Source organism: Pseudomonas sp. F2 (assembly GCF_057174385.1).
Genome location: NZ_CM169904.1, coordinates 3,446,587 through 3,470,317, shown reverse-complemented (window position 1 = coordinate 3,470,317; position 23,731 = coordinate 3,446,587). Strand labels below are relative to the sequence as shown.

Annotated in this window: 20 protein-coding genes, 2 tRNA genes and 1 pseudogene; 9 read left to right on the top strand and 14 right to left on the bottom strand. The window is 60.7% G+C overall.

The features are described 5' to 3' along the window. The first annotated feature begins 144 nt into the window (after nt 1-144). Both AC193Q_RS15535 and AC193Q_RS15530 read left to right on the top strand, forming a co-directional pair. Nucleotides 145-435 (top strand): nucleotidyltransferase family protein, encoded by a 291-nt coding sequence (locus AC193Q_RS15535; protein ID WP_041074825.1) that lies wholly within the window; start codon nt 145-147, stop codon nt 433-435. Next, nucleotides 432-770, top strand: coding sequence for a HepT-like ribonuclease domain-containing protein (locus AC193Q_RS15530; protein WP_483878587.1), 339 nt, complete (start codon nt 432-434; stop codon nt 768-770). The genes AC193Q_RS15535 and AC193Q_RS15530 overlap by 4 nt, the downstream gene beginning before the upstream one ends. Nucleotides 771-812: 42 nt before the next feature. On the opposite strand, the gene AC193Q_RS15525 is transcribed toward AC193Q_RS15530, so the two are convergent. Next, nucleotides 813-2,231, bottom strand: coding sequence for a short-chain fatty acid transporter (locus AC193Q_RS15525; RefSeq protein WP_108183795.1), 1,419 nt, complete (start codon nt 2,229-2,231; stop codon nt 813-815). Nucleotides 2,232-2,495: 264 nt separating this feature from the next. On the opposite strand from AC193Q_RS15525, the gene AC193Q_RS15520 reads away from it, so the two are divergent. The 4 genes and pseudogenes from AC193Q_RS15520 to AC193Q_RS15505 all read left to right on the top strand — a co-directional run bounded on the left by AC193Q_RS15520 (nt 2,496) and on the right by AC193Q_RS15505 (nt 6,008). After that, nucleotides 2,496-3,809, top strand: a complete 1,314-nt coding sequence (locus AC193Q_RS15520; RefSeq protein WP_483878586.1) for an MFS transporter — start codon at nt 2,496-2,498, stop codon at nt 3,807-3,809. Between the two features lie 111 nt (nt 3,810-3,920). Further along, a pseudogene (locus AC193Q_RS15515) lies at nt 3,921-4,649 on the top strand (PAS domain-containing protein); the annotation flags it as partial. After that, the gene (locus tag AC193Q_RS15510) at nt 4,629-5,237 is read left to right on the top strand and encodes a methyl-accepting chemotaxis protein (RefSeq protein WP_373557817.1); all 609 of its coding nucleotides are present in this window, start codon (nt 4,629-4,631) and stop codon (nt 5,235-5,237) included. The pseudogene AC193Q_RS15515 and the gene AC193Q_RS15510, both read left to right, overlap by 21 nt. A gap of 171 nt (nt 5,238-5,408) precedes the next feature. Continuing rightward, nucleotides 5,409-6,008 carry a flavin reductase family protein gene (locus AC193Q_RS15505; RefSeq protein ID WP_483878585.1) on the top strand — a complete coding sequence of 200 codons (600 nt, stop codon included), beginning with the start codon at nt 5,409-5,411 and terminating at the stop codon, nt 6,006-6,008. A gap of 90 nt (nt 6,009-6,098) precedes the next feature. On the opposite strand, the gene ggt is transcribed toward AC193Q_RS15505, so the two are convergent. Further along, entirely contained in the window at nt 6,099-7,931 is a 1,833-nt protein-coding gene (gene ggt / locus AC193Q_RS15500) for a gamma-glutamyltransferase (protein WP_483878584.1), read from the bottom strand. A gap of 264 nt (nt 7,932-8,195) precedes the next feature. On the opposite strand from ggt, the gene AC193Q_RS15495 reads away from it, so the two are divergent. Beyond that, complete coding sequence (locus AC193Q_RS15495; RefSeq protein WP_483878583.1) at nt 8,196-9,296, top strand: DUF2817 domain-containing protein; 1,101 nt, start codon at nt 8,196-8,198, stop codon at nt 9,294-9,296. 96 nt (nt 9,297-9,392) lie between these two features. Here AC193Q_RS15495 and AC193Q_RS15490 read toward each other — a convergent pair. The 6 genes from AC193Q_RS15490 to AC193Q_RS15465 form a co-directional block, all read right to left on the bottom strand. Next, nucleotides 9,393-9,469 (bottom strand) — tRNA-Met (locus tag AC193Q_RS15490). A gap of 86 nt (nt 9,470-9,555) precedes the next feature. Next, nucleotides 9,556-11,010: an amidase gene (locus tag AC193Q_RS15485; RefSeq protein ID WP_483878582.1), complete on the bottom strand. Its 1,455-nt coding sequence runs from the start codon at nt 11,008-11,010 to the stop codon at nt 9,556-9,558. Nucleotides 11,011-11,071: 61 nt separating this feature from the next. Then, nucleotides 11,072-12,118 carry an ABC transporter substrate-binding protein gene (locus tag AC193Q_RS15480; RefSeq protein WP_047296526.1) on the bottom strand — a complete coding sequence of 349 codons (1,047 nt, stop codon included), beginning with the start codon at nt 12,116-12,118 and terminating at the stop codon, nt 11,072-11,074. Nucleotides 12,119-12,145: 27 nt separating this feature from the next. Continuing rightward, complete coding sequence (locus tag AC193Q_RS15475; RefSeq protein WP_047296524.1) at nt 12,146-12,952, bottom strand: ABC transporter permease; 807 nt, start codon at nt 12,950-12,952, stop codon at nt 12,146-12,148. Then, entirely contained in the window at nt 12,952-13,872 is a 921-nt protein-coding gene (locus AC193Q_RS15470; RefSeq protein WP_483878581.1) for an ABC transporter permease, read from the bottom strand. Before AC193Q_RS15470 ends, AC193Q_RS15475 begins: the two co-directional genes overlap by 1 nt. Before the next feature lie 15 nt (nt 13,873-13,887). Continuing rightward, nucleotides 13,888-15,006: an ABC transporter ATP-binding protein gene (locus AC193Q_RS15465; RefSeq protein WP_131671046.1), complete on the bottom strand. Its 1,119-nt coding sequence runs from the start codon at nt 15,004-15,006 to the stop codon at nt 13,888-13,890. Between the two features lie 227 nt (nt 15,007-15,233). Here AC193Q_RS15465 and AC193Q_RS15460 point away from each other — a divergent pair, with 227 nt between their 5' ends. Further along, nucleotides 15,234-16,136: a LysR substrate-binding domain-containing protein gene (locus AC193Q_RS15460; protein ID WP_483878580.1), complete on the top strand. Its 903-nt coding sequence runs from the start codon at nt 15,234-15,236 to the stop codon at nt 16,134-16,136. Here AC193Q_RS15460 and AC193Q_RS15455 read toward each other — a convergent pair. Further along, nucleotides 16,129-18,186 carry a methyl-accepting chemotaxis protein gene (locus AC193Q_RS15455; protein WP_483878579.1) on the bottom strand — a complete coding sequence of 686 codons (2,058 nt, stop codon included), beginning with the start codon at nt 18,184-18,186 and terminating at the stop codon, nt 16,129-16,131. The two genes, AC193Q_RS15460 and AC193Q_RS15455, sit on opposite strands and share 8 nt — an antisense overlap. A gap of 446 nt (nt 18,187-18,632) precedes the next feature. On the opposite strand from AC193Q_RS15455, the gene AC193Q_RS15450 reads away from it, so the two are divergent. Further along, nucleotides 18,633-19,850 (top strand): MFS transporter, encoded by a 1,218-nt coding sequence (locus tag AC193Q_RS15450; protein WP_483878578.1) that lies wholly within the window; start codon nt 18,633-18,635, stop codon nt 19,848-19,850. A 183-nt stretch (nt 19,851-20,033) separates the two neighbouring features. Here the strand turns inward: AC193Q_RS15450 and ychF are convergent, their stop codons facing one another. The 5 genes from ychF to AC193Q_RS15425 all read right to left on the bottom strand — a co-directional run bounded on the left by ychF (nt 20,034) and on the right by AC193Q_RS15425 (nt 23,716). Beyond that, complete coding sequence (gene ychF, locus AC193Q_RS15445) at nt 20,034-21,134, bottom strand: redox-regulated ATPase YchF (protein ID WP_041072487.1); 1,101 nt, start codon at nt 21,132-21,134, stop codon at nt 20,034-20,036. A gap of 22 nt (nt 21,135-21,156) precedes the next feature. After that, nucleotides 21,157-21,741 carry an aminoacyl-tRNA hydrolase gene (pth, locus tag AC193Q_RS15440; RefSeq protein WP_003228164.1) on the bottom strand — a complete coding sequence of 195 codons (585 nt, stop codon included), beginning with the start codon at nt 21,739-21,741 and terminating at the stop codon, nt 21,157-21,159. 169 nt (nt 21,742-21,910) lie between these two features. Beyond that, nucleotides 21,911-22,513 (bottom strand): 50S ribosomal protein L25/general stress protein Ctc, encoded by a 603-nt coding sequence (locus AC193Q_RS15435; RefSeq protein WP_007967646.1) that lies wholly within the window; start codon nt 22,511-22,513, stop codon nt 21,911-21,913. 141 nt (nt 22,514-22,654) lie between these two features. Then, nucleotides 22,655-23,596: a ribose-phosphate pyrophosphokinase gene (locus tag AC193Q_RS15430; protein ID WP_003171603.1), complete on the bottom strand. Its 942-nt coding sequence runs from the start codon at nt 23,594-23,596 to the stop codon at nt 22,655-22,657. Between the two features lie 45 nt (nt 23,597-23,641). Continuing rightward, nucleotides 23,642-23,716, bottom strand: a tRNA-Gln gene (locus AC193Q_RS15425). Nucleotides 23,717-23,731 lie beyond the last annotated feature (15 nt).

Sequence of the window (23,731 nt, the reverse complement as noted above, 5' to 3'; positions counted from 1 at the left end):
CAGCCCGTTTTGCTTAATTGTTTCAGTTTGTTTCGGGCGGACGCTAGCAAGGGAATGTGACGGTTGGGTTACAAAATCGTGCGGTGTCTACGACCCCTTCGCACTGCTAGACTGCTGCAATAGCGAAACTGGCCTGAGTGAACCATGAAGCCTTCCATTGCTCTTGATCTGCAACGAGCTGCCGTTCGTGAGGTTGTCGGCAGATTCCGTGTGGCCAATCCGCGTGTGTTTGGCTCGACGCTGCTAGGTACCGATATGGAGGGCAGTGACCTTGATCTGTTGGTCGATCCATTGCCCGGTACCACCTTGTTTGATCTCGGCGGGCTTCAGGTTGAGCTCGAAGATTTGCTGGGCGTTACCGTCGACCTGTTGACCCCAGGAGATCTTCCGCTGAAGTTTCGTCAGCAGGTACTTGAACAGGCCCGTCCCGTATGATCGCGAACCGGCTTGGCGATTACCTTGAGCATATGCGTCAAGCTGCAAGCGATGCGCTGGTCTTCGTCGAAGGTCTGAGCAAGGAAGAGTTCGTCGACGACAAACGGACGCAACAAGCGGTCATCATGAGCCTGGTCATTATTGGCGAAGCGGCAACCAAAATAATGGACCGGTTTCCGGAGTTCGCGGCTCAGAACACTCAAACTCCCTGGCGCAGCATGCGCGGGATGCGTAAGCGGATCGCTCATGGTTATTTCGACATCAATCTGGATGTCGTTTGGGAAACAGTTCAGGTTGCCCTGCCTGAGCTATTGAGAGTCTTGCCCTCCGAGTAACATTGATAGCACCTGCCCTGAGGCAGGTGCTATCTCGTCAATCTATGGCATCACCGGCGGCGTATACGCCAATGTCGTCCCCAGCACCCACAGCAGGAACAGCACCAGCGGCGTGTGCACCAGCAATTGCACGAACGAGAAGCCGATCAGGTCCCGCGCCTTCAAGCCGAGCACACCCAGCAGCGGCAGCATGTAGAACGGGTTGATCAGGTTCGGCAGCGCTTCAGCGGCGTTGTAGATCTGTACCGCCCAGCCGAGGTGGTATTGCAGATCGTTGGCCACTTGCATCACGTACGGCGCTTCGATGATCCACTTGCCGCCGCCGGACGGGATGAAGAAACCGAGAATCGCCGAGTACACGCCCATCAACAGCGCGTAGGTGTCGTGGGACGCGATGCTGACAAAAAAGGTCGAGATGTGATGCGCCAGCGTCTGCGCATCGGCACCTTTGACCGTGGTCAGCAGCGCAGCAATCGAGCCGTACAGCGGGAACTGGATCAGCACGCCAGTGGTGGTCGGCACCGCGCGGGCCACCGCATCGAGGAAGCTGCGCGGGCGCCAGTGCAGCAGCGCGCCGAGCATGATGAACAGGAAATTATAGGTGTTGAGCCCGGAAATCGCGGTGATCGCCGGTTTGGTCGAGAACTCGTGGAACAGCCAGCCGGCCGCCAGCAATACCAGCAGAATGATCAGCAGGGGACTGTGCTCCAGCCATTCCCCGGGCCGGGTGCGCGGTTGCAGCGGTGGCAGATTGAACGCCGGGTCGATGCCGCAATCCTTGGCGTCGCGCGCAGAGTTCGGGCCGGGCGCGGTGGCGTAGGCGACGATGATCGAAATCACGATCAGCGCCAGCAGCATCGCACCGGACTGCCAGAGGAAAATGGTCTGCGTGAACGGAATCACCCCGGTGATCGACAGGATCGCCGGCGGCAGGCTGGCCGGGTTGGCCTGCAATTGTGCCGCCGATGATGACAGGCCCAGGGCCCAGACCGCACCGAGGCCCAGATACGCCGCCGCACCGGCCGCGCGGTAATCCATTTTCAGATCGGTGCGGCGGGCGAGGGCGCGCACCAGCAAACCGCCGAACACCAGCGACAGACCCCAGTTCAACAGCGAAGCGACCATCGAGATCAGCGCGACCCAGGCCACGGCGGAGCGGCCGTTTTTCGGGATGCGCGCCAGTTTGTCGATCAGTTTGACCGCCGGCGGCGAACTGGCGACCACGTAGCCGCCAATCACCACGAAGGCCATTTGCATGGTGAACGGGATCAGGCTCCAGAACCCGTCACCGAAGGCCATCGCGGCATCGGTGGGTTTGGCGCCCATGGCCAACGTGGCCAGCGCGACAATGATTACGGCCAACGCGGCGAACACCCAGGAGTCGGGGAACCAGCGTTCGGCAAAGTTTGAACAGCGCAAGGCAAAGCGCGCGGAGCGGCTATCTTCGATATCAACGGCCACAGGGAGTACCTCGGATTTTTATGGTTATTGTGGTCCTTGGGACATTCAAACCCGACAACTCTGTGGCGAGGGAGCAAGCTCCCTCGCCACAGAGGTAGACCTGATTCAGATGTGTCCCGCCAGACAAGCCTCAACAGTAAATCAACCGCCGCCATTTTGTGAGCAGGTTCTGCCAAACCGTGACCATGGTCTAACGGGTTGTCCCCGGGCGGATTTGCGTAGACCATGAGCGACTTGGTTTTTTGCCTGCCAGAGTGCTTTGCCATGACTGCCCAATCCCCAGCCCGACCGGCGCCGTTCAGCCGTTCCGATTACAAGACCCTCGGCCTTGCGGCCCTTGGTGGGGCGCTGGAGATCTACGATTTCATCATTTTCGTGTTCTTCGCCCTTGCCCTCAGCCAGTTGTTCTTCCCGCCGGAAATGCCCGAATGGCTGCGGCTGCTGCAAAGCTTCGGGATCTTTGTTACCGGGTATCTGGCGCGTCCGCTGGGCGGGATCCTGATGGCGCATTTCGCCGATCGCCTGGGCCGGAAAAAGGTCTTCAGCCTGAGCATCCTGATGATGGCGCTGCCGTGCCTGCTGATCGGGATCATGCCGACTTATGCCCAGATCGGTTATTTCGCGCCGCTGCTGTTGCTGGCGCTGCGCATCCTGCAAGGCGCAGCGGTTGGAGGGGAGGTGCCGAGTGCCTGGGTGTTCGTCGCCGAGCACGCGCCTGCCGGACATCGCGGTTACGCGCTGGGCTTTTTGCAGGCCGGGCTGACCTTCGGTTACTTGATTGGTGCGCTGACCGCGACTTTCCTTGCACACGTGTTCAGCCCGGCGGAAATCCTCGATTACGCCTGGCGTTATCCATTCCTGCTCGGTGGCGTGTTCGGCGTGATCGGTGTGTACCTGCGCCGTTGGTTGAGCGAAACCCCGGTGTTCATGGCCATGGAGGCGCAGCGTGAAGCGCGGGTCGAACTGCCGCTGCGTACGGTGCTGCGCGAGCATCGACTGGCGATGTTGCCGGCCATGCTGCTGACCTGCGTGCTGACCTCGGCCGTGGTGGTGTTCGTGGTCATTACGCCGACCATGATGCAGAAAACCTTTGGCATGACCGCCAGCCATACCTTCGCCCTCAGTGCGCTGGGCATTGTCTTCCTCAACATCGGCTGTGTGATCGCCGGGCTGCTGGTCGACCGTCTGGGGGCCTGGCGCACCGTCATGCTCTATAGCCTGCTGCTGCCCTTGGGAATCGGCGTGCTTTACAGCTGCTTGATCATGGGCGGTCACTGGATCGGGCTGGCATACGCCATCGCCGGTCTGGCCTGCGGTGTGGTGGGTGCGGTGCCGTCGGTGATGGTCGGGTTGTTCCCGGCGCGAATTCGCGTGTCGGGCATCTCCTTCACCTACAACATTGCCTACGCCGCGTGGGCGAGCATCACACCGTTGTTGCTGATCGGTCTGATGCCGTGGAGCCCGTGGATCTGCGTGATGTTCTGTGCGGTGATGGGCGTGGTGGGGCTGTTGAGTGCGCTGTATTTCGGCTCGCGAATGCCGCGTACAGGGCAATGCCAGGTGGCCGGAACTGTCTGATCGCACGCCAGTGAACTATTTTTGACCGACGGGTCTCAAGCGCTCTTCAGAAACGAAATTCAAGGCCGATGGCTAGTCTGCATCCCGCTTTCTTTCCATCGGTATCTGCCCATGTTCAACAAACGCCTCAAGCAAGAGCTGGCCACTCTTCGTGAAGAACTCTCCAGCCTGCTGCAGGTGAAGGAAAGCCTGGAAAGCGAGATGCTGGTGCTGACCCTGGAACCCGATGGCCGGATTCAGTCGGTCAACCAGAACTTCCTCGGCGAGATGCTCTACAAGAGCCAGGACCTGGTGGGGCGCGCCATTGAAGACATCGTTCCGGCGCACGTGAAGGCCGATGACTTTCACCATCGTTTCAAGGCCGCCCTGACCCGTGGCGAACATTTCGCTGGTGCAGTGCGCTTGCTGCGCGGCAATGGCGAAGAAGCCTGGCTGCGCTCCATCGTGCAGCCGGTGCGTGCTTCGGACGGGCGGATCAAGCATTTCTCGATCTTCTCCAGCGACCTGACCCGCACCATCGAAGCCTCGCGCGAACACGAAAACCTGATCGGCGCTCTGGTGCGCTCGACAGCGGTGATCGAATTCGACCTCAACGGCAACGTGCTCAATGCCAACGAGCGTTTTCTGCAGGGCATGGGTTACAGCCTGGCGCAGATCAAAGGCAAACATCACCGGATGTTCTGCACGCCTGAGGAGTACAACAGCGCCGAGTACCAGAATTTCTGGCGTCGCCTGAACAATGGCGAATTTGTCGCCGACCGTTTCAAACGGGTCGACAGCCACGGTCGTACGGTGTGGCTGGAGGCGTCCTACAACCCGGTGGTCGATGCCAACAACAAACTGTACAAGGTAGTGAAGTTCGCCACGGTGATCACCGATCAGGTCAACCGTGAACAAGCGGTTGCCGACGCGGCCAGCATTGCCTACAGCACTTCGCAGCAAACCGACAGCACCGCGCAACGTGGCACCACGGTGGTCACCGAGGCGGTGAATGTGATGCGTGATCTGTCGCGCCACATGCAGGCGGCCGGTGAGGGCATCGAGGCACTGAACGAGCAGTCGCAGGTAATCGGGACTATCGTCAAAACCATCAGCGGCATTGCCGAGCAAACCAACCTGCTGGCGCTCAACGCAGCCATCGAAGCGGCCCGCGCCGGCGAGCAGGGCCGGGGCTTTGCGGTGGTGGCCGACGAAGTCCGACAACTGGCTTCGCGCACCAGTCAGGCGACCGAAGAGATCGTCGGCGTGGTGCGGCAGAACCAGGAGATGGCGCGTAACGCCGTGGCCCTGATGACCGATGGTAAGCTGCAGGCGGAACAAGGCCTGGCGCTGGCGGCGGAAGCGGGCACGGTGATCGTCGAGATTCAGGACGGCGCGCAGAAAGTGGTGGATGCGGTCGGGCAGTTTGCCAATCAACTCTCTAACTGATTCCCCCGCCAATACCTGTAGGAGCTGCCGAGTGCAACGAGGCTGCGATCTTTTGATGTTGATTTCAAGGATCAACATCAAGATCAAAAGATCGTAGCGTGCCGCAGCTCCTACAGGTTTTCACCAGCGGCTGGCGCTACAATCTGTTCCTTTTTCCCGGAGCAGATCCCCATGAGCGCCTCCCACCGCCGCCCGGTTCCCCTGAACAAAGCCTACCGTCTGCTCAATCACGGGCCTACCGTGCTGGTCAGCGCCGCTCATGACGGCCAGCGCAACATCATGGCCGCCGCTTGGGCAATGCCACTGGATTTCGAACCGCCGAAAGTGGCCGTCGTCCTCGACAAGTCCACTTTGACCCGGCAGTTGCTCGAAGCGTCCGGCACTTTTGTGCTCAACGTGCCGTGTGTCAATCAGGCTGACATCGTGCAAACCGTCGGCAATACCTCGGGGCTGGAGATCCAGCAGAGTCAGGGGCTGGACAAGTTTCAGGCTTACGGCTTGCAAACCTTCACCGGTGAAACTGTCGAGGCGCCGTTGCTTGAAGGCTGCGTGGCCTGGCTCGAATGCCGCTTGCTGCCCGAACCGCGCAATCACGAGCAGTACGACCTGTTCCTCGCCGAAGTCATCGCCGCTCAGGCCGATGAACGGGTGTTCAGCGACGGCCGCTGGCACTTCGACGGGCACGACGGTTTGCGCACGCTGCACCACGTGGCCGGCGGGCATTTCCTGACGATTGGCGATGCGGTGGACGGTAAAACCCTGCCGGTTTGATTCGCGAGCCTTTTGCGGCAGATGAGCACAATTTATCAGGCATAAAAAAGGCTTACCTCGCAGTAAGCCTTTTGTTTTCCGTGCGTAGCCTCAATCTCCCAACGCTTCCCCTTCACGCCGCGGATCCGCACCACCCGCCAACGACGCTTTACCCTGCGCATCCTTGACCCGCACGATGGCCTGGGTGCCGCTGGTCATGTCGATTTCTTTGACTGTGTGGCCCTTGTCTTTCAACGCCTGAATCAACGCAGGGCTGAACTGGCCTTGTTCCAGTTCGGTCGGGCCATTGCGGCTGCCGAAGTTGGGCAGGCTGATCGCGCTTTGCGGGTCGAGGTTCCAGTCGAGCAGGCCGACAGTGGTCTTGGCCACGTATTCGATGATCTGCGAGCCGCCCGGCGAGCCGACGCTGGCGAAGAACTCGCCGCTGTCGCGATCAAAGATCAATGTTGGCGCCATCGACGAGCGCGGGCGTTTGCCGGGTTCGACGCGGTTGGCGACTTTCTGCCCGTTCTCTTCGGGGATGAACGAGAAGTCGGTCATCTGATTGTTCAGCAAAAAGCCCTGCACCATCAGGTGCGAGCCGAACGCCGCTTCGATGGTGGTGGTCATCGATACCGCGCCACCGAGGTCATCCACCGCCACCACTTGCGAGGTGGAGATACGCAGCGGTGAGCGATCCGGCGCGTAGGCCACCTGTACGCCCGGCGGCGTGCCGGGTTTGGCGCTGCCCATGCTCCGTTCGCCGATCAGGCTGGCGCGGCTGGCCAGATAACCCGGATCTACCAGACCCTTGACCGGTACCGGGACGAAGTCGGTGTCGGCCACGTATTGCGCGCGGTCGGCATAGGCCAGGCGTTCGGCTTCGGCGATCAGGTGCACGGCTTGTGGATTGGGTTCGATACCGGCCGGTTTGTTGGTTTTCACGGGTTTGAGCGGCGTCAGCGACAGGCGTGGATCGCGGCTTTCCAGCGCTTGCAGGGTACCGAGAATCTGCGCCACGGCGATCCCGCCCGACGACGGCGGCGGCATGCCGCAGAGCTGCCAGCGTTTATAGTCGGTGCACAGCGGAGCGCGCTCTTTGGCCTTGTAGCCTTGCAAATCATTCAGCGACAAGCTGCCGGGGTTAGCGTGGCCCTGCACCTTGGCGACGATCTCTTCGGCGATCGAGCCTTTGTACAGCGCGTCCGGACCTTCGTGGGCGATGCGCTTGAACACGGCGGCCAGTGCCGGATTCTGCAGGCGCGTGCCGACAGCTTTGACGCTGCCGTCGCGGTTGAGGAAGTAGGCGGCCATGTCCGGCGATTTACCGATCACCGGGTCGGACGCCAAGAGCGAATGCAGGCGCGGCGAAATCGCGAAGCCCTGCTCGGCGAGTTTGATCGCTGGCTCAAACAGCGTGGCCCACGGCAGCCGGCCATGTTGCTTGTGCGCCATCTCCAGTGCACGCAACACGCCCGGCGTGCCCACCGAGCGCCCGCCGATCTGCGCCTGCGGGAACGGCATCGGTTTGCCGTCGGCCTGCAGGAACAGCTTCTCGGTGGCGCCGGCCGGGGCGGTTTCGCGCCCGTCGTAGGTACGCACCTGTTTGCCGTCCCACAACACGATCATCGCGCCGCCACCGATCCCGGAGGATTGCGGCTCGACCAGGGTCAGCACTGCTTGCATGGCAATCGCCGCGTCGATGGCCGAACCGCCCTTGCGCAGCATCTCGCGCCCGGCCTCGGCGGCCAGCGGGTTGGCGGCTGCGGCCATGTGTTGACTGGCGTGGCGAGTCTGCAGATCGGTGCGGTAACCGGAAGCGGCTTCCGGTGCCAGCGGCAAGGTCGAGGAAGGCGGGGCGTTGCACGCGGTGAGGGTCAGGGCGCTGATGATCAGCGTCAGGGCAGGCAGGCGAAAGCGGCTCAGGGGCAGGGCTGGGAACACGTGGGGCTCTCCGTCCGTGGGGTAAAAGGTCTGACGGACTTTATCGACCGGCCGGTCGCGACGCAAACCGCCGGGCATTTTTGCCTTTCTTTTCGGGGCGGATGTTCGCTAGGGTCAATGCCAAATTGATCGAACTGAAACAAAGCCCTTGTGGGAGCGAGCTTGCTCGCGAATGTGGCGTGTCAGGCAATCAGAATGTTGAATGCGCAATCGCCTTCGCGAGCAAGCTCGCTTCCACACATACAAAACCAACAAGAGGCCGACATGCACAGCGAGTTTCCCACCGAGTCCAGTTACCGTGATCAGCGCGAACAGTTTCTGACCGCCGCCCAAACTGCCGGAGCCACGCTCACCTCGTACGCCCATCCGCGTTGCGGCCCCTTCGGCGAACCCTTGAGTACCGACGTCGCTGTGCTCGGTGATCCGCAGGCCAAACGTCGTTTGATGGCACTCAGCGGCACTCACGGGGTCGAGGGCTATTACGGTTCGGATTGCCAGATCGACTGGTTGCAAGCTTTCGTTCCCGGCTCGCTGCCCAAGGATGTCGCGGTTGTGATGATCCACTTGATCAACCCATGGGGCACCGCGTGGCTGCGCCGGGTCAACGAAGACAACATCGACCTCAACCGCAATCATCTGGATTTCACCGCCCCGTTGCCGGATAACCGCGCCTACGCCACGCTGCACGAGATATACGCCTGCACCGATTTGCACGGACCGCAGCGCGCGCAGGCCGATGCCTTGCTCGACGCAGAGATTGCCGAACACGGCTGGCCGGCGGTGATGTCGATTGTCGAGGGCGGTCAGCACAGTCATCCCGATGGCCTGTTCTATGGCGGCCGCGCACCGAGCTGGTCGAATCGCACCTTGCATCAGATTATCGACGCGCATTTGACCGGTGCTGAAACCGTGATGTGCTTCGACCTGCACACCGGTGCTGGCGAGTACGGCCATCCGATGTTGCTGACCATCACCCAAGCGCCTTACCCGGCGCTGGTGCAAGCGCAATCGATCTACGGCCCGTGGCTTTACACCTTGCACACCGGCGCGCAAACGTTGAGCGAAACCGGTGTCGCAGCGACGGCGACCGGCTACACCTCGCAGGCGTTGCTCAACGCATTACCGGGTGTGCAACTGATGCCGTTCGTGATTGAGTGCGGAACGTATCCGGGGCCGGAGGTGCATCGTTATTTGCGCGATGACCAATGGCTGCACCTGCATGGTGATCCGCTGGATGCGACGGGGCGGGCGATCAAGTTGAATCTGCTGGAGCAGTTTTATCCGGCCGATCCGGACTGGCGTGCGATGGTCGGGTTGCGTACTCGGCAGATCTGGGCGAAAGGACTGACAGCACTGGCAAGCTGAAAACCAGATGAGGGGAGAAATCCCCTCATCGCAAAATCGGACTTTTCTTGAGGCATAAAAAAACGGCCTACCTTTCGGTAAGCCGTTTTTAGTACTTGGTGGCTACACAGGGACTTGAACCCCGGACCCCAGCATTATGAATGCTATGCTCTAACCAACTGAGCTATGTAGCCAAGTGGCGCGCATTATTCCCCTGAAACGGAAAAGCGTCAAGCGTAAATTTAAAAATTTTTTCTACGCTTTCAACCGTTTATCAAAATCACAGGCCAAGCAGCGGCGAAGGACAACGTTCGAACCAGCGGCTGGCCTGTTCATAGGCGTGCGCCAGTTGCAGAACCGCGAAGTCGGCCTGGTGCCGGCCGATGATCTGCAGCCCCATCGGCAACCCCTGCGCATTGAAGCCGGCCTGAACGCTCGCCACCGGGCAACCCGACAGCGTGCCGGGGATGACTACCTCCATCCAGCGGTGATACGTGTCCATGCTCACGCCCTCGATAGACTTCGGCCAAGGCTGGGTTTTATCGAACGGGAAGAGCTGTGCACTGGGCAGCAGCAGGTAATCGAAGCGTTCGAACAACCGGGAAATCGCCCGATACCAATCGCTGCGCACCACCGACGCGGCGAACACTTCGCTGGCCGACAGCTTCAGACCGTTTTCCACTTCCCAGCAGGCTTCCGGTTTCAACTGCGCGCGTTTCTGCGGATCGGCGTAGGCCGCGCCCAACGAACCCGCGACCATCCAGTGCCGCAAAGTGCGCCAACTGCTCCACAGTCGCTCAGGCGCGAACCCCGGCTGAACGGATTCAACGTGGCAGCCAAGGCTTTCAAAGTCGGCAAAGGTCCTCTCGCACAGCGACAGAACGCCGTTTTCCATCGGCAGATAACCGTTGAAGTCTCCCAGCCAACCCAATCGCGTGCCTTTGAAGTCACGCGCCAGCGGCGCGGCGAATGCCGCTCCCGATTCGCTGATCGACAGCGGCGCCCGCGCATCGCCCCCAGCCTGCACCGACAGCAGCAACGCCGCATCGCGCACGCTGCGGGCCATCGGTCCTTCATAGCCAAGTTGATCGAAAAACAGATCGGCACTGTCATCAAACGGCACGCGGCCCTGAGACGGGCGGAAACCAAAGATATTGTTGAACGCCGCCGGGTTGCGCAGCGAACCCATCATGTCGCTGCCATCGGCCACTGGCACCAGATGCATCGCCAGCGCCGCTGCTGCGCCGCCGCTGCTGCCTCCGGCGGTTTTGCTCGGGTCAAAGGCGCAGCCGGTAGCGCCGAACAGCGTGTTGTAGCTCTGCGAACCGAGGCCGAATTCCGGAGTGTTGGTCTTGCCGATGATGATCGCGCCGGCAGCCTTGATCCGCTCGACCATGATGCCGTCGCGCTCGGGAATAAAGTCCTTGAACAACGGTGAGCCGAGCGTGGTGCGGATGCCTTGGGTCAGCGACAGATCCTTGATCGCGTGGGGCAGGCCGTGCATCCAGCCACGGTATTCACCGCGCGCCAGTTCGGCGTCGCGCGCATCGGCCTGGGCCAGCAGAACATCCGGTACCTGCAGGCTGATCAGCGCGTTGACCTGCGGGTTGAAGCGTTCGATATGGGCAAGATAAGTCTGCATCACTTCGCGGCAGGACACTTGGCGCAGGCGGATGCGGTCGGCGAGGGCGTGGGCCTGTAAAAGGACCAGTTCGCTGATGTTATTGGAGTTCATGACAACGGCGCCTTTCAGACGGCTGAAGAAACGCCCCGGCGTCATGCCGAGGCGGCAGGAATCAACGCATCAGGTTGGTCCAGAGACGGTCAGCGAGGCGGATCGCGCCTTCGCCGCAGGTCTTGCTGAACACCACGTGGGTGCCCTCGGGAATGTGCAATTCCGGCGCATCCTTGAGCGTCGCATCGAGGAACGGTTCGACGCCTTTGATCGGGCTCTGGTGTTTGAGGAAGTTCTGGGTCATCGCCGCGTTTTCCGGCTGGCTGAGGAAGGCGATGAACGCCTTGGCATTCGCCGGGTTCTTGCTGCCGGTGGGGATGACCATGTTGTCGACCCAGGCCAGTACGCCTTCTTTCGGGTACAGGTATTTCAGGCTCGGTTTCATCTCGCGGGCGCGCATCGATGAGCCGCCCCAGAACATCGACATGTCGATTTCACCCGAGGCGAGGTTTTCGCGGATCGAGCCGGCCTTGGAGCTGTAAGTCTTTACGAACGGCTTCTGCGCCTTGAGCAGCGTCAGCACCTGTTGCATCTGTTTCGGGTCTTCACTGCACAGCGGCACATTCAGATAGAGGCTGGCCATGTCGACCATTTCGCTGGTCGAGTCGAACATGTTGATCCGTCCCTGCAACTCGGCTGGCGGCTCGTACAAAACCTTGTAGCTGTCAGTCGGGCCTTTATAGCGCGCGGTGTCGAGGACCACGCTGGTGGTGCCCCAGATGAATGGCACCGAGTACGCGCCCTCCGGGTCCCAACTCGGTTTTTTCAGGTTATCCACAACGCTGGCGTAGTACGGCTCCTTGACCGGGTCGAAGCGCTCCAACAGGTTTTCCTTGATCAGGATCGGGATGAACTGGTGCGAAGGAATCGCCACGTCGTAACCGGCGCCGCCCTGTTTCAGTTTGGCCAGCAGGGTCTCGTTGGAGTCGTAGGAATCGACGGTGACTTCGATGCCGGTCTGCTTCTGGAACTTGGCGAGAATCTCCGGCGAGAAGTAGCCGCTCCAGCTCACCACGTTGAGTTTTTCCGCAGCCTGAACGCTGCCGGCCATCGCCAGCGGCACAGTCAGGAACAACGCAGTGCTGACGCTTTTTATCCACTTGCTCATGCTATTTCCCCACAGTTCTTGGAAGGTTCAGGCGTTCTTTTTGCCCAGCAGGTAAGAGAGGCTCACAAACAGCACCGAGACGCCGAGGATCAGGGTCGACACGGCGTTGACGTCGGGTGTCACGCCCATGCGCAACAGGCCGAAGATGAAGATCGGCAGCGTTGTCGTACCGGCCTGGGCGACCATCATCGAGATCACGAAGTTATCCAGCGAGACGATAAAGGCCAGCATCAGCCCGGAGAAAATTCCCGGCATCAGCAGCGGCAAGGTCACCTTGCGGAAGGTCCGCCACGGGCCGGCATACAGGTCGGCCGAGGCTTGCTCCAGCGACAGGTCCATGTCGTTGAGACGCGCACGGATCGGCAGGTAGGCGAACGGAATGCAGAACACCGTATGCGCGATGATCAGGTTGCCGTAGCCCAGCGACAGGCCGATGGTGGAGAACAGCGCCAGGGTCGCCACACCGACGACAATTTCCGGCAGCACCAGCGGCAACATGATCGCGCCCATCGACAGTTGCAGCCCTTTGAACTTGGCGCCGCGTGAGGTGCCGAGGGCGGCGAGGGTGGCAATCGCCGTGGCGATCATGCTCGCGCAGACCGCGATCAACAGGCTGTTGCCGGCAGCCTGGCGCAAGGCCTGATTGGCGAACGCGGCGCGATACCAGTCGAGGCTGAAGCCGGTCCACACCGTCGCGGATTGGTTGGCGTTGAACGAGAACACCACCAGCACCACGATCGGCGCGTACAGGTACAGATAGAACAGGAAACTGAAGCCGCCGAAACCGGGGAAGTCCTGCACGCCCAGCCCTTTGCGTTTGAATGGCGCGAGCATCACGCACCTCCTTTAGCGATGCGCTGGCGCTCGGCGCGCAGGGCATACACGGTCAAGACCAGCATCACGGCGGCCATCAGCACCAGCGACAGCGCGGCGCCGAAAGGCCAGTTACGTGCATCGCTGAACTGCCGGAAAATCAGGTTGCCGAGCATCATCCGCGTGCCGCCACCGAGCAGTTCCGGGGCGATCATCGCACCCAGGCACGGCACGAACGTGAGGATGGCGCCGGCGAGAATTCCCGGTTTGGCGATCGGCAACACCACTTTGCGCAAGGTGCGCACGCGGCCGGCGTACAGATCCTGCGCCGCTTCGAGCAGGCGGATATCCATCTTTTCCAGCGTGGCGTAGATCGGCAGCACCACGAACGGCGCGTAGGTATAAACCAGCCCCAGCAGCACCGCGCCGTCGGTGTACAACAGCTGCAACGGCTCATGGTTGACGCCCATGCCCAGCAGACTGTTGTTGATCACCCCGGTATTGCGCAGCAGCAGAATCCACGCGTAGGTGCGGATCAGCAGGTTGGCCCAGAACGGCACGGTGATCAGGAAGATCAGCAAGCCACGCCGATGCGCCGGTTGCATCGCCAGCCACACCGCGACCGGGAAGCCGATCAACAGCGTGATGAGTGTGGTCAGCCCGGCAATGCCGACCGAACGCAGGGCGATGATCAGGTAGGAATCGGCGAAGGCCAGGCTGTCGTCCATTTGCCGTTCGAACAGCAACGAGGTGTAGGCATCGCTGCTGAAGACTTTGTTGACCCCGCCGTAGGGGTTGGCTTCCATCAGCGAGTAGCCGATGACGATCAGGATCGGCACCAGCAGAAACAGGCCGATGGCGACCAGCGCCGGGCTGACTCCGAGGAAGCTCTGGAAGGCCTTGCGGCGTTCCAGCGTGTTGGTAATCGGTAAGGTGTGCATGGCAACTCCTCAGGCTCAATCGTGCAGGACGCTGGCGCTTCCCCGGTCGAACAGCAGACCGGCCTGAGAACCGACGGCAAAGCGCAGGCTCTGGTCGACGCAGTTGGGCGTGCGCACGGTGAGGCGCGAGCCGTCGCCGAGGCTGACCTGATATTGCAGATCGGTGCCGAGGTAGATCTGCGCTTCGATCCGGCACGGCAGCGCGGCCTCGGTTGCGGCAGGCACCAGATGCAGGCGCTCGGGGCGTACCGACAAGGTCACGCTGGCGCCGATCGCCACGTCGCTGCACGCTTGCGCCGGCAGCGGGTGCCCGGCCGACCCGGCGAACCAGGCCATGCCGTCCTCGATCTTCGTCACCGTGCCCTGGATGAAATTGGTTTCGCCGATGAAGTCGGCGACGAAGCGATTGCGCGGGCGTTCGTAGATATCTTCCGGACGGCCGACCTGCTGCACTTCGCCCTCGGACAACACGGCGATGCGGTCTGACATGGTCAGCGCTTCTTCCTGGTCGTGGGTGACGAAGATGAAGGTGATGCCGGTCTTGGCCTGAATGGTTTTCAGCTCTTCGCGCATGGCCTGGCGCAGCTTCAGATCGAGCGCGGAAAGGGGTTCGTCGAGCAGCAATACTTTCGGGTGGGGTGCCAGGGCGCGGGCGAGTGCGACGCGCTGTTGCTGGCCACCGGACAACTGCGCCGGCTTGCGATTGGCGAAGCGTTCCATCTGCACCAGCGCGAGCATCTCCCGCACGCGCTCGGTGATTTGCGCTTTGTTCAGCACCTTGCCCATCGGCTGCGATTCGAGGCCGAAGGCCAGGTTCTCGGCGATGGTCATGTGCGGGAACAGTGCGTAATGCTGGAACACCGTGTTGACCGGGCGCTGGAAGGGCGGGCGATCAGCGATGTTTTCGCCGTACAGCAGAATCTCGCCTTCGGTGGGAAACTCGAAGCCGGCGATCATCCGCAGCAGGGTGGTCTTGCCGCAACCGGAAGGGCCGAGCAGGGTGAAGAATTCGTTGTCGCGGATGTCCAGATCGATGTTTTTCAACGCCACCGGACCGGTGTCCGGATCACCGTAAACCTTGCGCACCGAGCGGATCGACACCGCCAGCGTTTGCAGCGAATGCAGGGCATTCATGCGTTACCTCCGATTCCCCCATCGCCTGCGATTGCGCTGCGAATCAGCGAAGTCGTCGGGCCATGGATATTATTTTTCTGGGCAGGATCGAGATTGCGTACGGGGTGAAACCAGCTGTTTTATTGTTCTGCTGTGGCTCGATTATCAGCCAGTGCTTGCGTGAGGCGACACTTCAATTTAAACATGGCAGCTGTTAGTTAATTTAACAACCAAAGGCGCCAGGAATCATGCCCGACCACCGTTTGCCGCCGCTCAACGCGGTGCGTGCGTTTGATGCCGCCGCACGCTTGGGCAGCTACGTCGAAGCCTCGAAAGCCCTGCACGTGACCCAACCGGCGATTGGTCGGCATGTGAAGTTGCTGGAGGACTGGCTGGGCATTCAGCTGTTCGAGCGCACCTCGCGCGGGGTCAATTTGACGCCGGCGGGTGAGAAGTACCACCGCAAGATCAGCGCGGCGTTGCAGTTGATCATTGAGGCCGGCAAGGAGGCGCGTCCGAAAGATGCCGAGCGCTGGTTGCGGATCATGGTGGTGCCGGGGTTTGCCAAGCGCTGGTTGATGCCAAGGATCGAAACCCTGCGGCATCTGCGACCGGGATTGAAACTGGCGATCGAGCCAAACTCCACCTTCACCGAAGTCGATGGCAAAAGTGCCGATCTGGGCATCGTCTATGGCCTCGACGGGCAGTACGCCAACTCCCGTGCAGCATTGATCTGCCCGCGCGTGTTTCCGATCTGCACCCCGCAATACCTCGCCAGCATCGAGCCTGTGATCGGCCCGGCAGATCTGGTTCGCCATGAACTGATCCACGTCGATGACGGCGAGTGGTGGAACCTGTGGTTCGCCGCCAACGAGCTGGATATTCACCTCAATTCCGACATGCTTTACGTCAACAACGATCACGCGCTGTCGGTGGCCGAGAGCGGGCAGGGCATTGCCTTGGCCAATGAAGTGCTGGTTCGCGAGGAGCTCAAGTCCGGCAAACTGGTGCGCGCGGTGGACGCGCAGGTGAAGCTGGAAAGCTATCGGGTCCTCACGCCGTCCGCCGAGTTCTCGGCGGATGTGGCGTGGTTTATCCAGTGGCTGAAGACCGAGCTGGAAGCGGACTTCCCCGAAGCCGTGATCAGCTGAGCCGGAAGCGTGCGGTGTTGTCGCTCAGAGCCTTGCTGCCCTGACTCAGGGTATCCGCCGCGAGATTCACCGCGCGGGCGCCCTCAAGCAGACGCACCGCGGCTTGATCGACCTGCTGGATATTGCCGCTGACTTCATCGGCGGTGCTTGCCTGTTCCTCCACGGCGGTGGCGATCTGCGCCAGGGTGTCAGTGACACTCTGCACTGCGCTGGCGATTTCGCCGAGACGTTCACCAAGACCGGTCACGGCTTCGGCATCCGACTGCGCCTGGCCGCAGGCGGCTTCCATCAGGCTCACCGCCTCGTTGACCGTGGCGCGCAGGCTGTCGACCGTGCCGGCGATTTGCGCGGTCGATGACTGGGTACGTTGCGACAGGCTGCGCACTTCATCGGCGACCACGGCAAAGCCGCGTCCCTGTTCGCCGGCGCGCGCGGCCTCAATGGCGGCGTTGAGCGCGAGCAAGTTGGTTTGCTCGGCGACGCCACGGATGGTGTCGACCACCAGTTGAATCTGCTGCCCCTGCTCGCTGACGCGACCGAGTGCCGCTGCGGTGTCGTTCAGGCGTTGGTTGAGTTGCTGAATGCTCGCCGTGGTGCGCTGGCTGTCGCGGCTGCTGTCGGCAGCGATGCGCCGGGTCTGTTGGGCGCTGCCGGAGGCCTGTTCGCAACTCTGCGCCACACCTTGCGAAGTGGCGGCCAGTTGCGTCGCAGCGGCGGCGATCTGGCTGATCTGCAACTGCTGCGCTTCGACTTCGCTCAGCGCGCCGCTGGAATGATCGTTGAGGCTGCGCACCGCGTGACTCAGTTGCGAGGTTTCGTGATCGACCCCGAGCATGCTGGCGCGCAGTTGCACCACGGCGACGTTGAGCGCGGTGCTGATCGCCGCCAGCTCATCGCGGCCCACCACCGGCACTTGCAGGCTCAGGTTGCCGTCACGCAGGGCTTCGGCAAGCAGGGTAATGCCGCTGGCGCTGCGGCGGATCGAGGCTTGCAGGCAGACGAACAGGTACAACGCCGCCAGCAACAGGCAACCGAACACCGCGGCGACCACGATGAACTGGCGAATCGCCGAAGCGTGGTAAGCGTCCAGGCGCTGATCCAGCGACAGCAGTGATTGCTGGCGCAACGAGGCGAGATCGCCCAACAGTGCATCGAGGCTGCGTTCGAAGTCTTCCGGTTTGAGTGTAATGCTGCCGCCAAACACGCCGTCATCCAGCACCTTCAGCCCGGCATCAAGGCGCTTGAGACTGTCGTGATACTGACCGGCCCAGGTGTGCAAATCGCTCGGCAGACGCGCTTCGAGCAGACCTGCGGTTTTGACAAGCTGTTCGCGGGCATCGCCGATGCGGCCACGCAGATCGCGCAGTTGCAAGCGACTCTGCAAAGTGAATTGTCCCGAGACCACTGAAGCCTGGCCGACGGCGGCGAGGCGGCCTACGCGCTCGATCAGATCCGGTGCGTGCTGCGTGGAGATCTGCGTCAGCAGATAGGTTTCCAGCCATGGCGCCAGCGTCAGGCGGTTGTCCATGACGATTTGCTCGCGCAACGCTTGCAGGGCGCTGAGGGCGTTGGTGAAGCGGTCGTAACCGTCCGGCCACCAGCCGACGCTGCTCAGGCTTTTCGAATCCAGACCGCCGAGCGCAGTTTGCAGGGCTTGATAGCGGGCGAAAGTTTCACCTTCGGCGCCTTCCTTGTTCAGAGCATTGCCCAGATCGCTGGTGGCTTGCTGGAGGGCCGGTTGCACGGCGTCAAATGCAGCCATGGCGGCGAGGGTGGCCGGGGTCGGCTGGCGATTGGTTTCGGTGGCGCGCCAACGGGCGGCGCGGTCACGCTGGGCGGCGAGCAGGTTGTCCAGGGCATCGAGGCTGAGCAACTGGCGCACGCCGGCACGCTCACCGGCAATCAGATTGAGTTTGTTGCGATAGTCCTGACCAATCATCAACAGGCTGCCGGCCAACGGCAGAATGAACAGCAGAAACAACAGCTGGAATTTACGCGCGAAGCCAAACCGCCCCAGCAATTTGATCCCCGGTGAAAGGAAAGCCTGCATGCCCCATGACTCCTCTGGACACCACGCACCAATGGCGTGCATCGCGGTCGTGCGACCTCGATGTTGTGCCCTGCTAAAAGGCCTCGAAAGTTCACTCTCGCCCGCTCGGTAGGCCGGCTCTGTAGCGAAACTTCCCATTCTCGACGACCTTTGTAAGGCCGCCGCGTTCGAGGGGAGAAGCAAGGCAAGATTCAGACCATGGCGTTGAGCTATCACTCTTCTCTCTGTAGGAGCTGCCGAAGGCTCGGGCCGCGATCGGACGATCTTTTGATCTTGCCCTTTAGAAACAAAATCAAAAGATCGCAGCCTGCGGCAGCTCCTACAGGGATTGATGAGTTATCGAACCGGACGTTAGTTAGCTGGCTAAGGGGATGGCGTTGGTGCACCGAAAAATGGCACATTGACGCACCTGCCTGCGTGCACCCATCTGCTGTACGGAAACTTCCATGGCTATCAGCAACGTTCAGACCGCCGCTGCCTCGGCGTCCTCTCCCTCCCAAAGCAGCCCGTTGGTGATGCGTATCATCGGCGCGGTGGCGCTGGCGCATTTGATCAACGACCTGATTCAGTCAGTGCTACCGTCGATCTACCCGATGCTCAAAGCCAACTATGGCTTGAGCTTCACTCAGGTTGGGCTGATCACGCTGACCTTCCAGTTGACCGCATCGCTGTTGCAGCCGTGGGTCGGTTACCACACGGACCGCCATCCAAAACCGTGGCTGTTGCCGGCGGGCTCGATCTGCACGCTGATCGGCATCGTGATGATGTCGGTGGTCGGCAGTTTCCCATTGATTCTGCTGGCGGCGGCATTGATCGGTATCGGTTCTTCGACCTTTCACCCCGAAGCCTCGCGAATTGCCCGGCTGGCCTCGGGCGGGCGCTTTGGTCTGGCGCAATCGACCTTCCAGGTCGGCGGTAACGCCGGTTCCGCGTTCGGCCCGTTACTGGCAGCGGCGATCATTATTCCGTTCGGTCAGGGCAACGTGGCGTGGTTCGGTCTGTTCGCGGTGTTTGCGCTGTTCGTGCTGTACCGCATCAGTCGCTGGTACGCCCATCACTTGAACCTGTTCAAGCTCAAGGCTGGCCAGGCGGCGACTCACGGGCTGTCGAAGGGCAGGGTGATCAGTGCGCTGGTGGTGCTCGGCTTGCTGGTGTTTTCCAAGTATTTCTACATGGCCAGCCTTACCAGCTATTTCACCTTCTACCTGATCGAGAAGTTCGACCTGTCGGTGGCCAGTTCGCAGTTGCACCTGTTCCTGTTTCTCGGTGCGGTGGCGGCGGGGACGTTCTTCGGCGGGCCGATTGGCGACAAGATCGGGCGTAAGGCGGTGATCTGGTTTTCGATTCTTGGCGTGGCACCGTTCACCTTGCTGATGCCGCACGTCGATCTGTTCTGGACCTCTGTCCTCAGTGTGGTGATCGGCTTCATCCTCGCCTCGGCGTTCTCGGCGATTGTGGTGTACGCGCAAGAGCTGGTGCCGGGTAATGTCGGGATGATTGCCGGCGTATTCTTCGGCTTGATGTTCGGTTTTGGCGGGATCGGTGCGGCGTTGCTCGGGCATCTGGCGGATGTGCACGGCATCGAGTACGTGTATTTCCTGTGCTCGTTTTTGCCGTTGTTTGGCGTGCTGGCGATCTTCTTGCCACGAACCAAGAAGGCCTGACCCCACACCATTTCCAACTGTGGGAGCGAGCCTGCTCGCGAATGCGGTGTGGTATTCACAGAGGTGTGACTGACACTCCCTTTTCGCGAGCAGGCTCGCTCCCACAGGGGAAATATGTTCAGCAGTAAATTTCAGGCACAAAAAAGCCGCGTATCAAACGCGGCTTTTTCTTGGACGTAACGCTTACACGTTGAAGCGGAAGTGCATCACGTCGCCATCCTTGACGATGTAGTCCTTGCCTTCCAGGCGCCATTTACCGGCTTCCTTGGCACCGGCTTCGCCCTTGTACTGGATGAAGTCGTTGTAAGCGATGACTTCGGCGCGGATGAAGCCTTTTTCGAAGTCGGTGTGGATCACGCCGGCAGCTTGGGGTGCGGTGGCACCGACGCGGACGGTCCAGGCGCGGACTTCTTCGACGCCGGCGGTGAAGTAAGTCTGCAGGTGCAGCATTTCGTAGCCGGCACGGATCACGCGGTTCAGGCCAGGCTCTTCCAGGCCCAGGGCCTCGAGGAACATGTCCTTCTCTTCGCCGTCTTCGAGCTCGGCGATTTCCGCTTCGATCTTGTTGCACACCGGAACCACCATGGCGCCTTCTTCTTCGGCGATGGCCTTGACCACGTCCAGGTGCGGGTTGTTCTCGAAACCGTCTTCAGCGACGTTGGCGATGTACATGACCGGTTTGGTGGTCAGCAGGTGGAAACCCTTGATGATCGCCTTCTCGTCGGCGCTCATGTTCTTCATCAGGCTGCGCGCAGGCTTGCCTTCGGTGAAGTGAGGGATCAATTGCTCCAGCAGGGCTTTCTGAGCCACTGCGTCCTTGTCACCACCCTTGGCATTGCGCGCGACTTTCTGCAGTTGCTTCTCACAGCTGTCGAGGTCGGCGAAGATCAGTTCCAGGTCGATGATTTCGATGTCGCGCTTCGGGTTGACGCTGTTGGACACGTGGATCACGTTGTCGTCTTCGAAGCAGCGCACCACGTGAGCGATGGCGTCGGTTTCACGGATGTTGGCCAGGAACTTGTTGCCCAGACCTTCACCTTTCGAGGCGCCGGCTACCAGGCCTGCGATGTCGACGAATTCCATGGTGGTCGGCAGGATGCGCTTCGGATTGACGATGGCCGCCAGAGCGTCCAGACGCGGATCCGGCATCGGCACGATGCCGCTGTTCGGCTCGATGGTGCAGAAGGGGAAGTTCTCGGCCGCGATACCGGATTTGGTCAGGGCGTTGAACAGGGTGGACTTGCCGACGTTAGGCAGGCCGACGATGCCGCAATTGAATCCCATGGTGTTTCCCCTCGGATTAGAGTCAGGCCTTCTGGCTGTGCAGGTTTTTCATCGCGCGGTTCCATTCACCGGCGAGGATATCCGGCAGCACGCCGAGGGCAAAGTCGATGCTGGCATCGAGTTTTTCCTGTTCGGCGCGTGGCGCACGACCCAGGACGAAATTTGAAACCATACTGGCGACGCCCGGGTGGCCGATGCCAAGCCGCAGGCGGTAGAACGTATTCTGATTGCCCAGTTGCGCGATGATGTCGCGCAACCCGTTGTGACCGCCATGGCCGCCGCCCTGCTTGAGCTTGGCGACGCCCGGAGGCAGGTCGAGTTCGTCGTGCGCCACCAGGATTTCTTCAGGCTTGATGCGGAAGAACCCGGCGAGTGCCGCCACGGCCTGGCCGCTGCGGTTCATGTAGGTGGTGGGAATCAGCAGACGAACATCCTGACCCTGATGCGAGTAGCGCCCGGTCAGGCCAAAATATTTGCGATCGGCCACAAGGTTCACACCTTGCGCGGCAGCGATGCGCTCAACAAAAAGGGCCCCTGCGTTATGCCGGGTCTGTTCGTATTCGGCGCCTGGATTTCCCAGGCCAACGATCAGTTTGATGGCAGTCACGATAGGGGCCCTTCCTTGGAGTGGTGTTTGACATCGCCGCGATCAGTGAAGGCGGCGAAAGTGGACGAAAATTGCTCATTTACCATGAATGTAAACTCCGCGTTCCCGCCCGCTTTCTCGCTACGTTCCAGTCCGCGATGTTTCACTCACTCCGACGAACAGAGTGAAATTACTCTGCTGCGCCTTCTTCGGTAGCTTCTGGAGCAACACGTGGAGCGTGGACGTTGGCTACTGCCTTGTCATCGCCGTGTGCCAGAGCAACGAACTCGACACCTTTAGGAGCTTTGAGGTCCGACAGGTGAACGATGGTGCCGATTTCAGCGTTAGCCAGGTCGACTTCGATGAACTCAGGCAGGTCTTTTGGCAGGCAGGAAACTTCGATCTCGGCAACAACGTGCGAGATTTCGCCGCCTTTCTTCACTGGAGCAGCTTCGTTGATGAAGTGCACAGGAACGATAGCGGTCAGTTTCTGGCCAGCGACAACGCGTACGAAGTCAGCGTGCATCACGTGGCCTTTGGCCGGGTGACGTTGCAGTGCCTTGATCACGACGTTTTGTTTCTTGCCACCAACGTTCAGCTCGATGATGTGGCTGTAAGCCGCTTCGTTTTCGAGCAGTTTGGCAACTTCTTTGGCCAGCATGCTGATGGATTCAGGGGCTTTGTCGCCACCGTAAACAACAGCTGGAACCAGAGCGGCGAGACGACGCAGGCGGCGGCTCGCACCTTTCCCCAGGTCGGAACGCACTTCAGCATTCAGAGTAAAATCGTTCATTTTGTATCTCCAAAATAGCCATGACCGAGCGGCGTTTGCGACCAGCGCCAAACACGGTATGGGCAAAAAAGCCCCGCCCCGACAGGTATGCCGGGGCGGGGCGCTTTTCGTCAACGAGACATTTCGAGAAGGGCAGGGCCCTTAACGGAACATCGCGCTGATCGATTCTTCATTGCTGATGCGGCGAACCGCTTCGGCAACAACCGGTGCGATATCCAGTTGACGGATACGTGCACAGGCTTGTGCTGCAGCGGACAGCGGGATGGTGTTAGTCACCACCAGCTCGTCCAGCACGGAATTTTCGATATTCTCGATGGCCCGACCCGACAGCACAGGGTGTGTGCAGTAGGCAAAGACCTTGGCTGCGCCATGCTCTTTCAGGGCCTTGGCCGCGTGGCACAGAGTGCCGGCGGTATCGACCATGTCATCGACCAGAATGCAGGTACGCCCTTCGACATCACCAATGATATGCATCACTTCAGAGTGATTGGCTTTCTCACGGCGTTTGTCGATGATCCCGAGATCCACGCCCAGCGACTTGGCAACGGCACGTGCACGCACGACGCCACCAATGTCCGGGGACACGATCATCAGGTTTTCGAAGCGCTGATCTTCAATGTCATCCACCAGAACCGGGGAGCCGTAGATGTTATCTACCGGAATATCGAAGAAGCCCTGAATCTGGTCAGCATGCAGATCAACCGTGAGCACACGGTCGATGCCGACTACGGTAAGCATGTCAGCAACGACTTTCGCGCTGATAGCCACACGTGCGGAACGCGGACGGCGATCCTGACGGGCATAACCAAAATAAGGAATAACAGCAGTGATACGAGTAGCCGAGGAGCGGCGGAAGGCATCAGCCATCACGACCAGTTCCATCAGGTTATCGTTGGTCGGGGCGCAAGTCGGCTGAATAATGAAAACGTCTTTACCGCGAACGTTTTCATTGATCTCGGCAGTAATTTCGCCGTCGGAAAACTTGCCGACAGAGATGTCACCGAGAGGGATATGCAGCTGACGTACAACACGCCGAGCCAGATCGGGGTTAGCGTTCCCCGTAAAGACCATCATCTTGGACACGCGCAGTACCTAGAGGCTGAGGGTAACCTGGATGAGTATAGAAAATGGCAGGGGCGGCTGGATTCGAACCAACGCATGGCAGGATCAAAACCTGCTGCCTTACCGCTTGGCGACGCCCCTGTATCTGTTGCTTCA

What these genes read in the sequence shown, in the direction of transcription:
- AC193Q_RS15535 (WP_041074825.1), top strand. Translation starts at nt 145, where the DNA reads ATGAAGCCTTCCATTGCTCTTGATCTGCAACGAGCTGCCGTTCGTGAG.
- AC193Q_RS15530 (WP_483878587.1), top strand. Translation starts at nt 432, where the DNA reads ATGATCGCGAACCGGCTTGGCGATTACCTTGAGCATATGCGTCAAGCT.
- AC193Q_RS15520 (WP_483878586.1), top strand. Translation starts at nt 2,496, where the DNA reads ATGACTGCCCAATCCCCAGCCCGACCGGCGCCGTTCAGCCGTTCCGAT.
- AC193Q_RS15505 (WP_483878585.1), top strand. Translation starts at nt 5,409, where the DNA reads ATGAGCGCCTCCCACCGCCGCCCGGTTCCCCTGAACAAAGCCTACCGT.
- AC193Q_RS15495 (WP_483878583.1), top strand. Translation starts at nt 8,196, where the DNA reads ATGCACAGCGAGTTTCCCACCGAGTCCAGTTACCGTGATCAGCGCGAA.
- AC193Q_RS15485 (WP_483878582.1), bottom strand. Translation starts at nt 11,010, where the DNA reads ATGAACTCCAATAACATCAGCGAACTGGTCCTTTTACAGGCCCACGCC.
- AC193Q_RS15480 (WP_047296526.1), bottom strand. Translation starts at nt 12,118, where the DNA reads ATGAGCAAGTGGATAAAAAGCGTCAGCACTGCGTTGTTCCTGACTGTG.
- AC193Q_RS15475 (WP_047296524.1), bottom strand. Translation starts at nt 12,952, where the DNA reads ATGCTCGCGCCATTCAAACGCAAAGGGCTGGGCGTGCAGGACTTCCCC.
- AC193Q_RS15470 (WP_483878581.1), bottom strand. Translation starts at nt 13,872, where the DNA reads ATGCACACCTTACCGATTACCAACACGCTGGAACGCCGCAAGGCCTTC.
- AC193Q_RS15465 (WP_131671046.1), bottom strand. Translation starts at nt 15,006, where the DNA reads ATGAATGCCCTGCATTCGCTGCAAACGCTGGCGGTGTCGATCCGCTCG.
- AC193Q_RS15460 (WP_483878580.1), top strand. Translation starts at nt 15,234, where the DNA reads ATGCCCGACCACCGTTTGCCGCCGCTCAACGCGGTGCGTGCGTTTGAT.
- AC193Q_RS15455 (WP_483878579.1), bottom strand. Translation starts at nt 18,186, where the DNA reads ATGCAGGCTTTCCTTTCACCGGGGATCAAATTGCTGGGGCGGTTTGGC.
- AC193Q_RS15450 (WP_483878578.1), top strand. Translation starts at nt 18,633, where the DNA reads ATGGCTATCAGCAACGTTCAGACCGCCGCTGCCTCGGCGTCCTCTCCC.
- ychF (WP_041072487.1), bottom strand. Translation starts at nt 21,134, where the DNA reads ATGGGATTCAATTGCGGCATCGTCGGCCTGCCTAACGTCGGCAAGTCC.
- AC193Q_RS15435 (WP_007967646.1), bottom strand. Translation starts at nt 22,513, where the DNA reads ATGAACGATTTTACTCTGAATGCTGAAGTGCGTTCCGACCTGGGGAAA.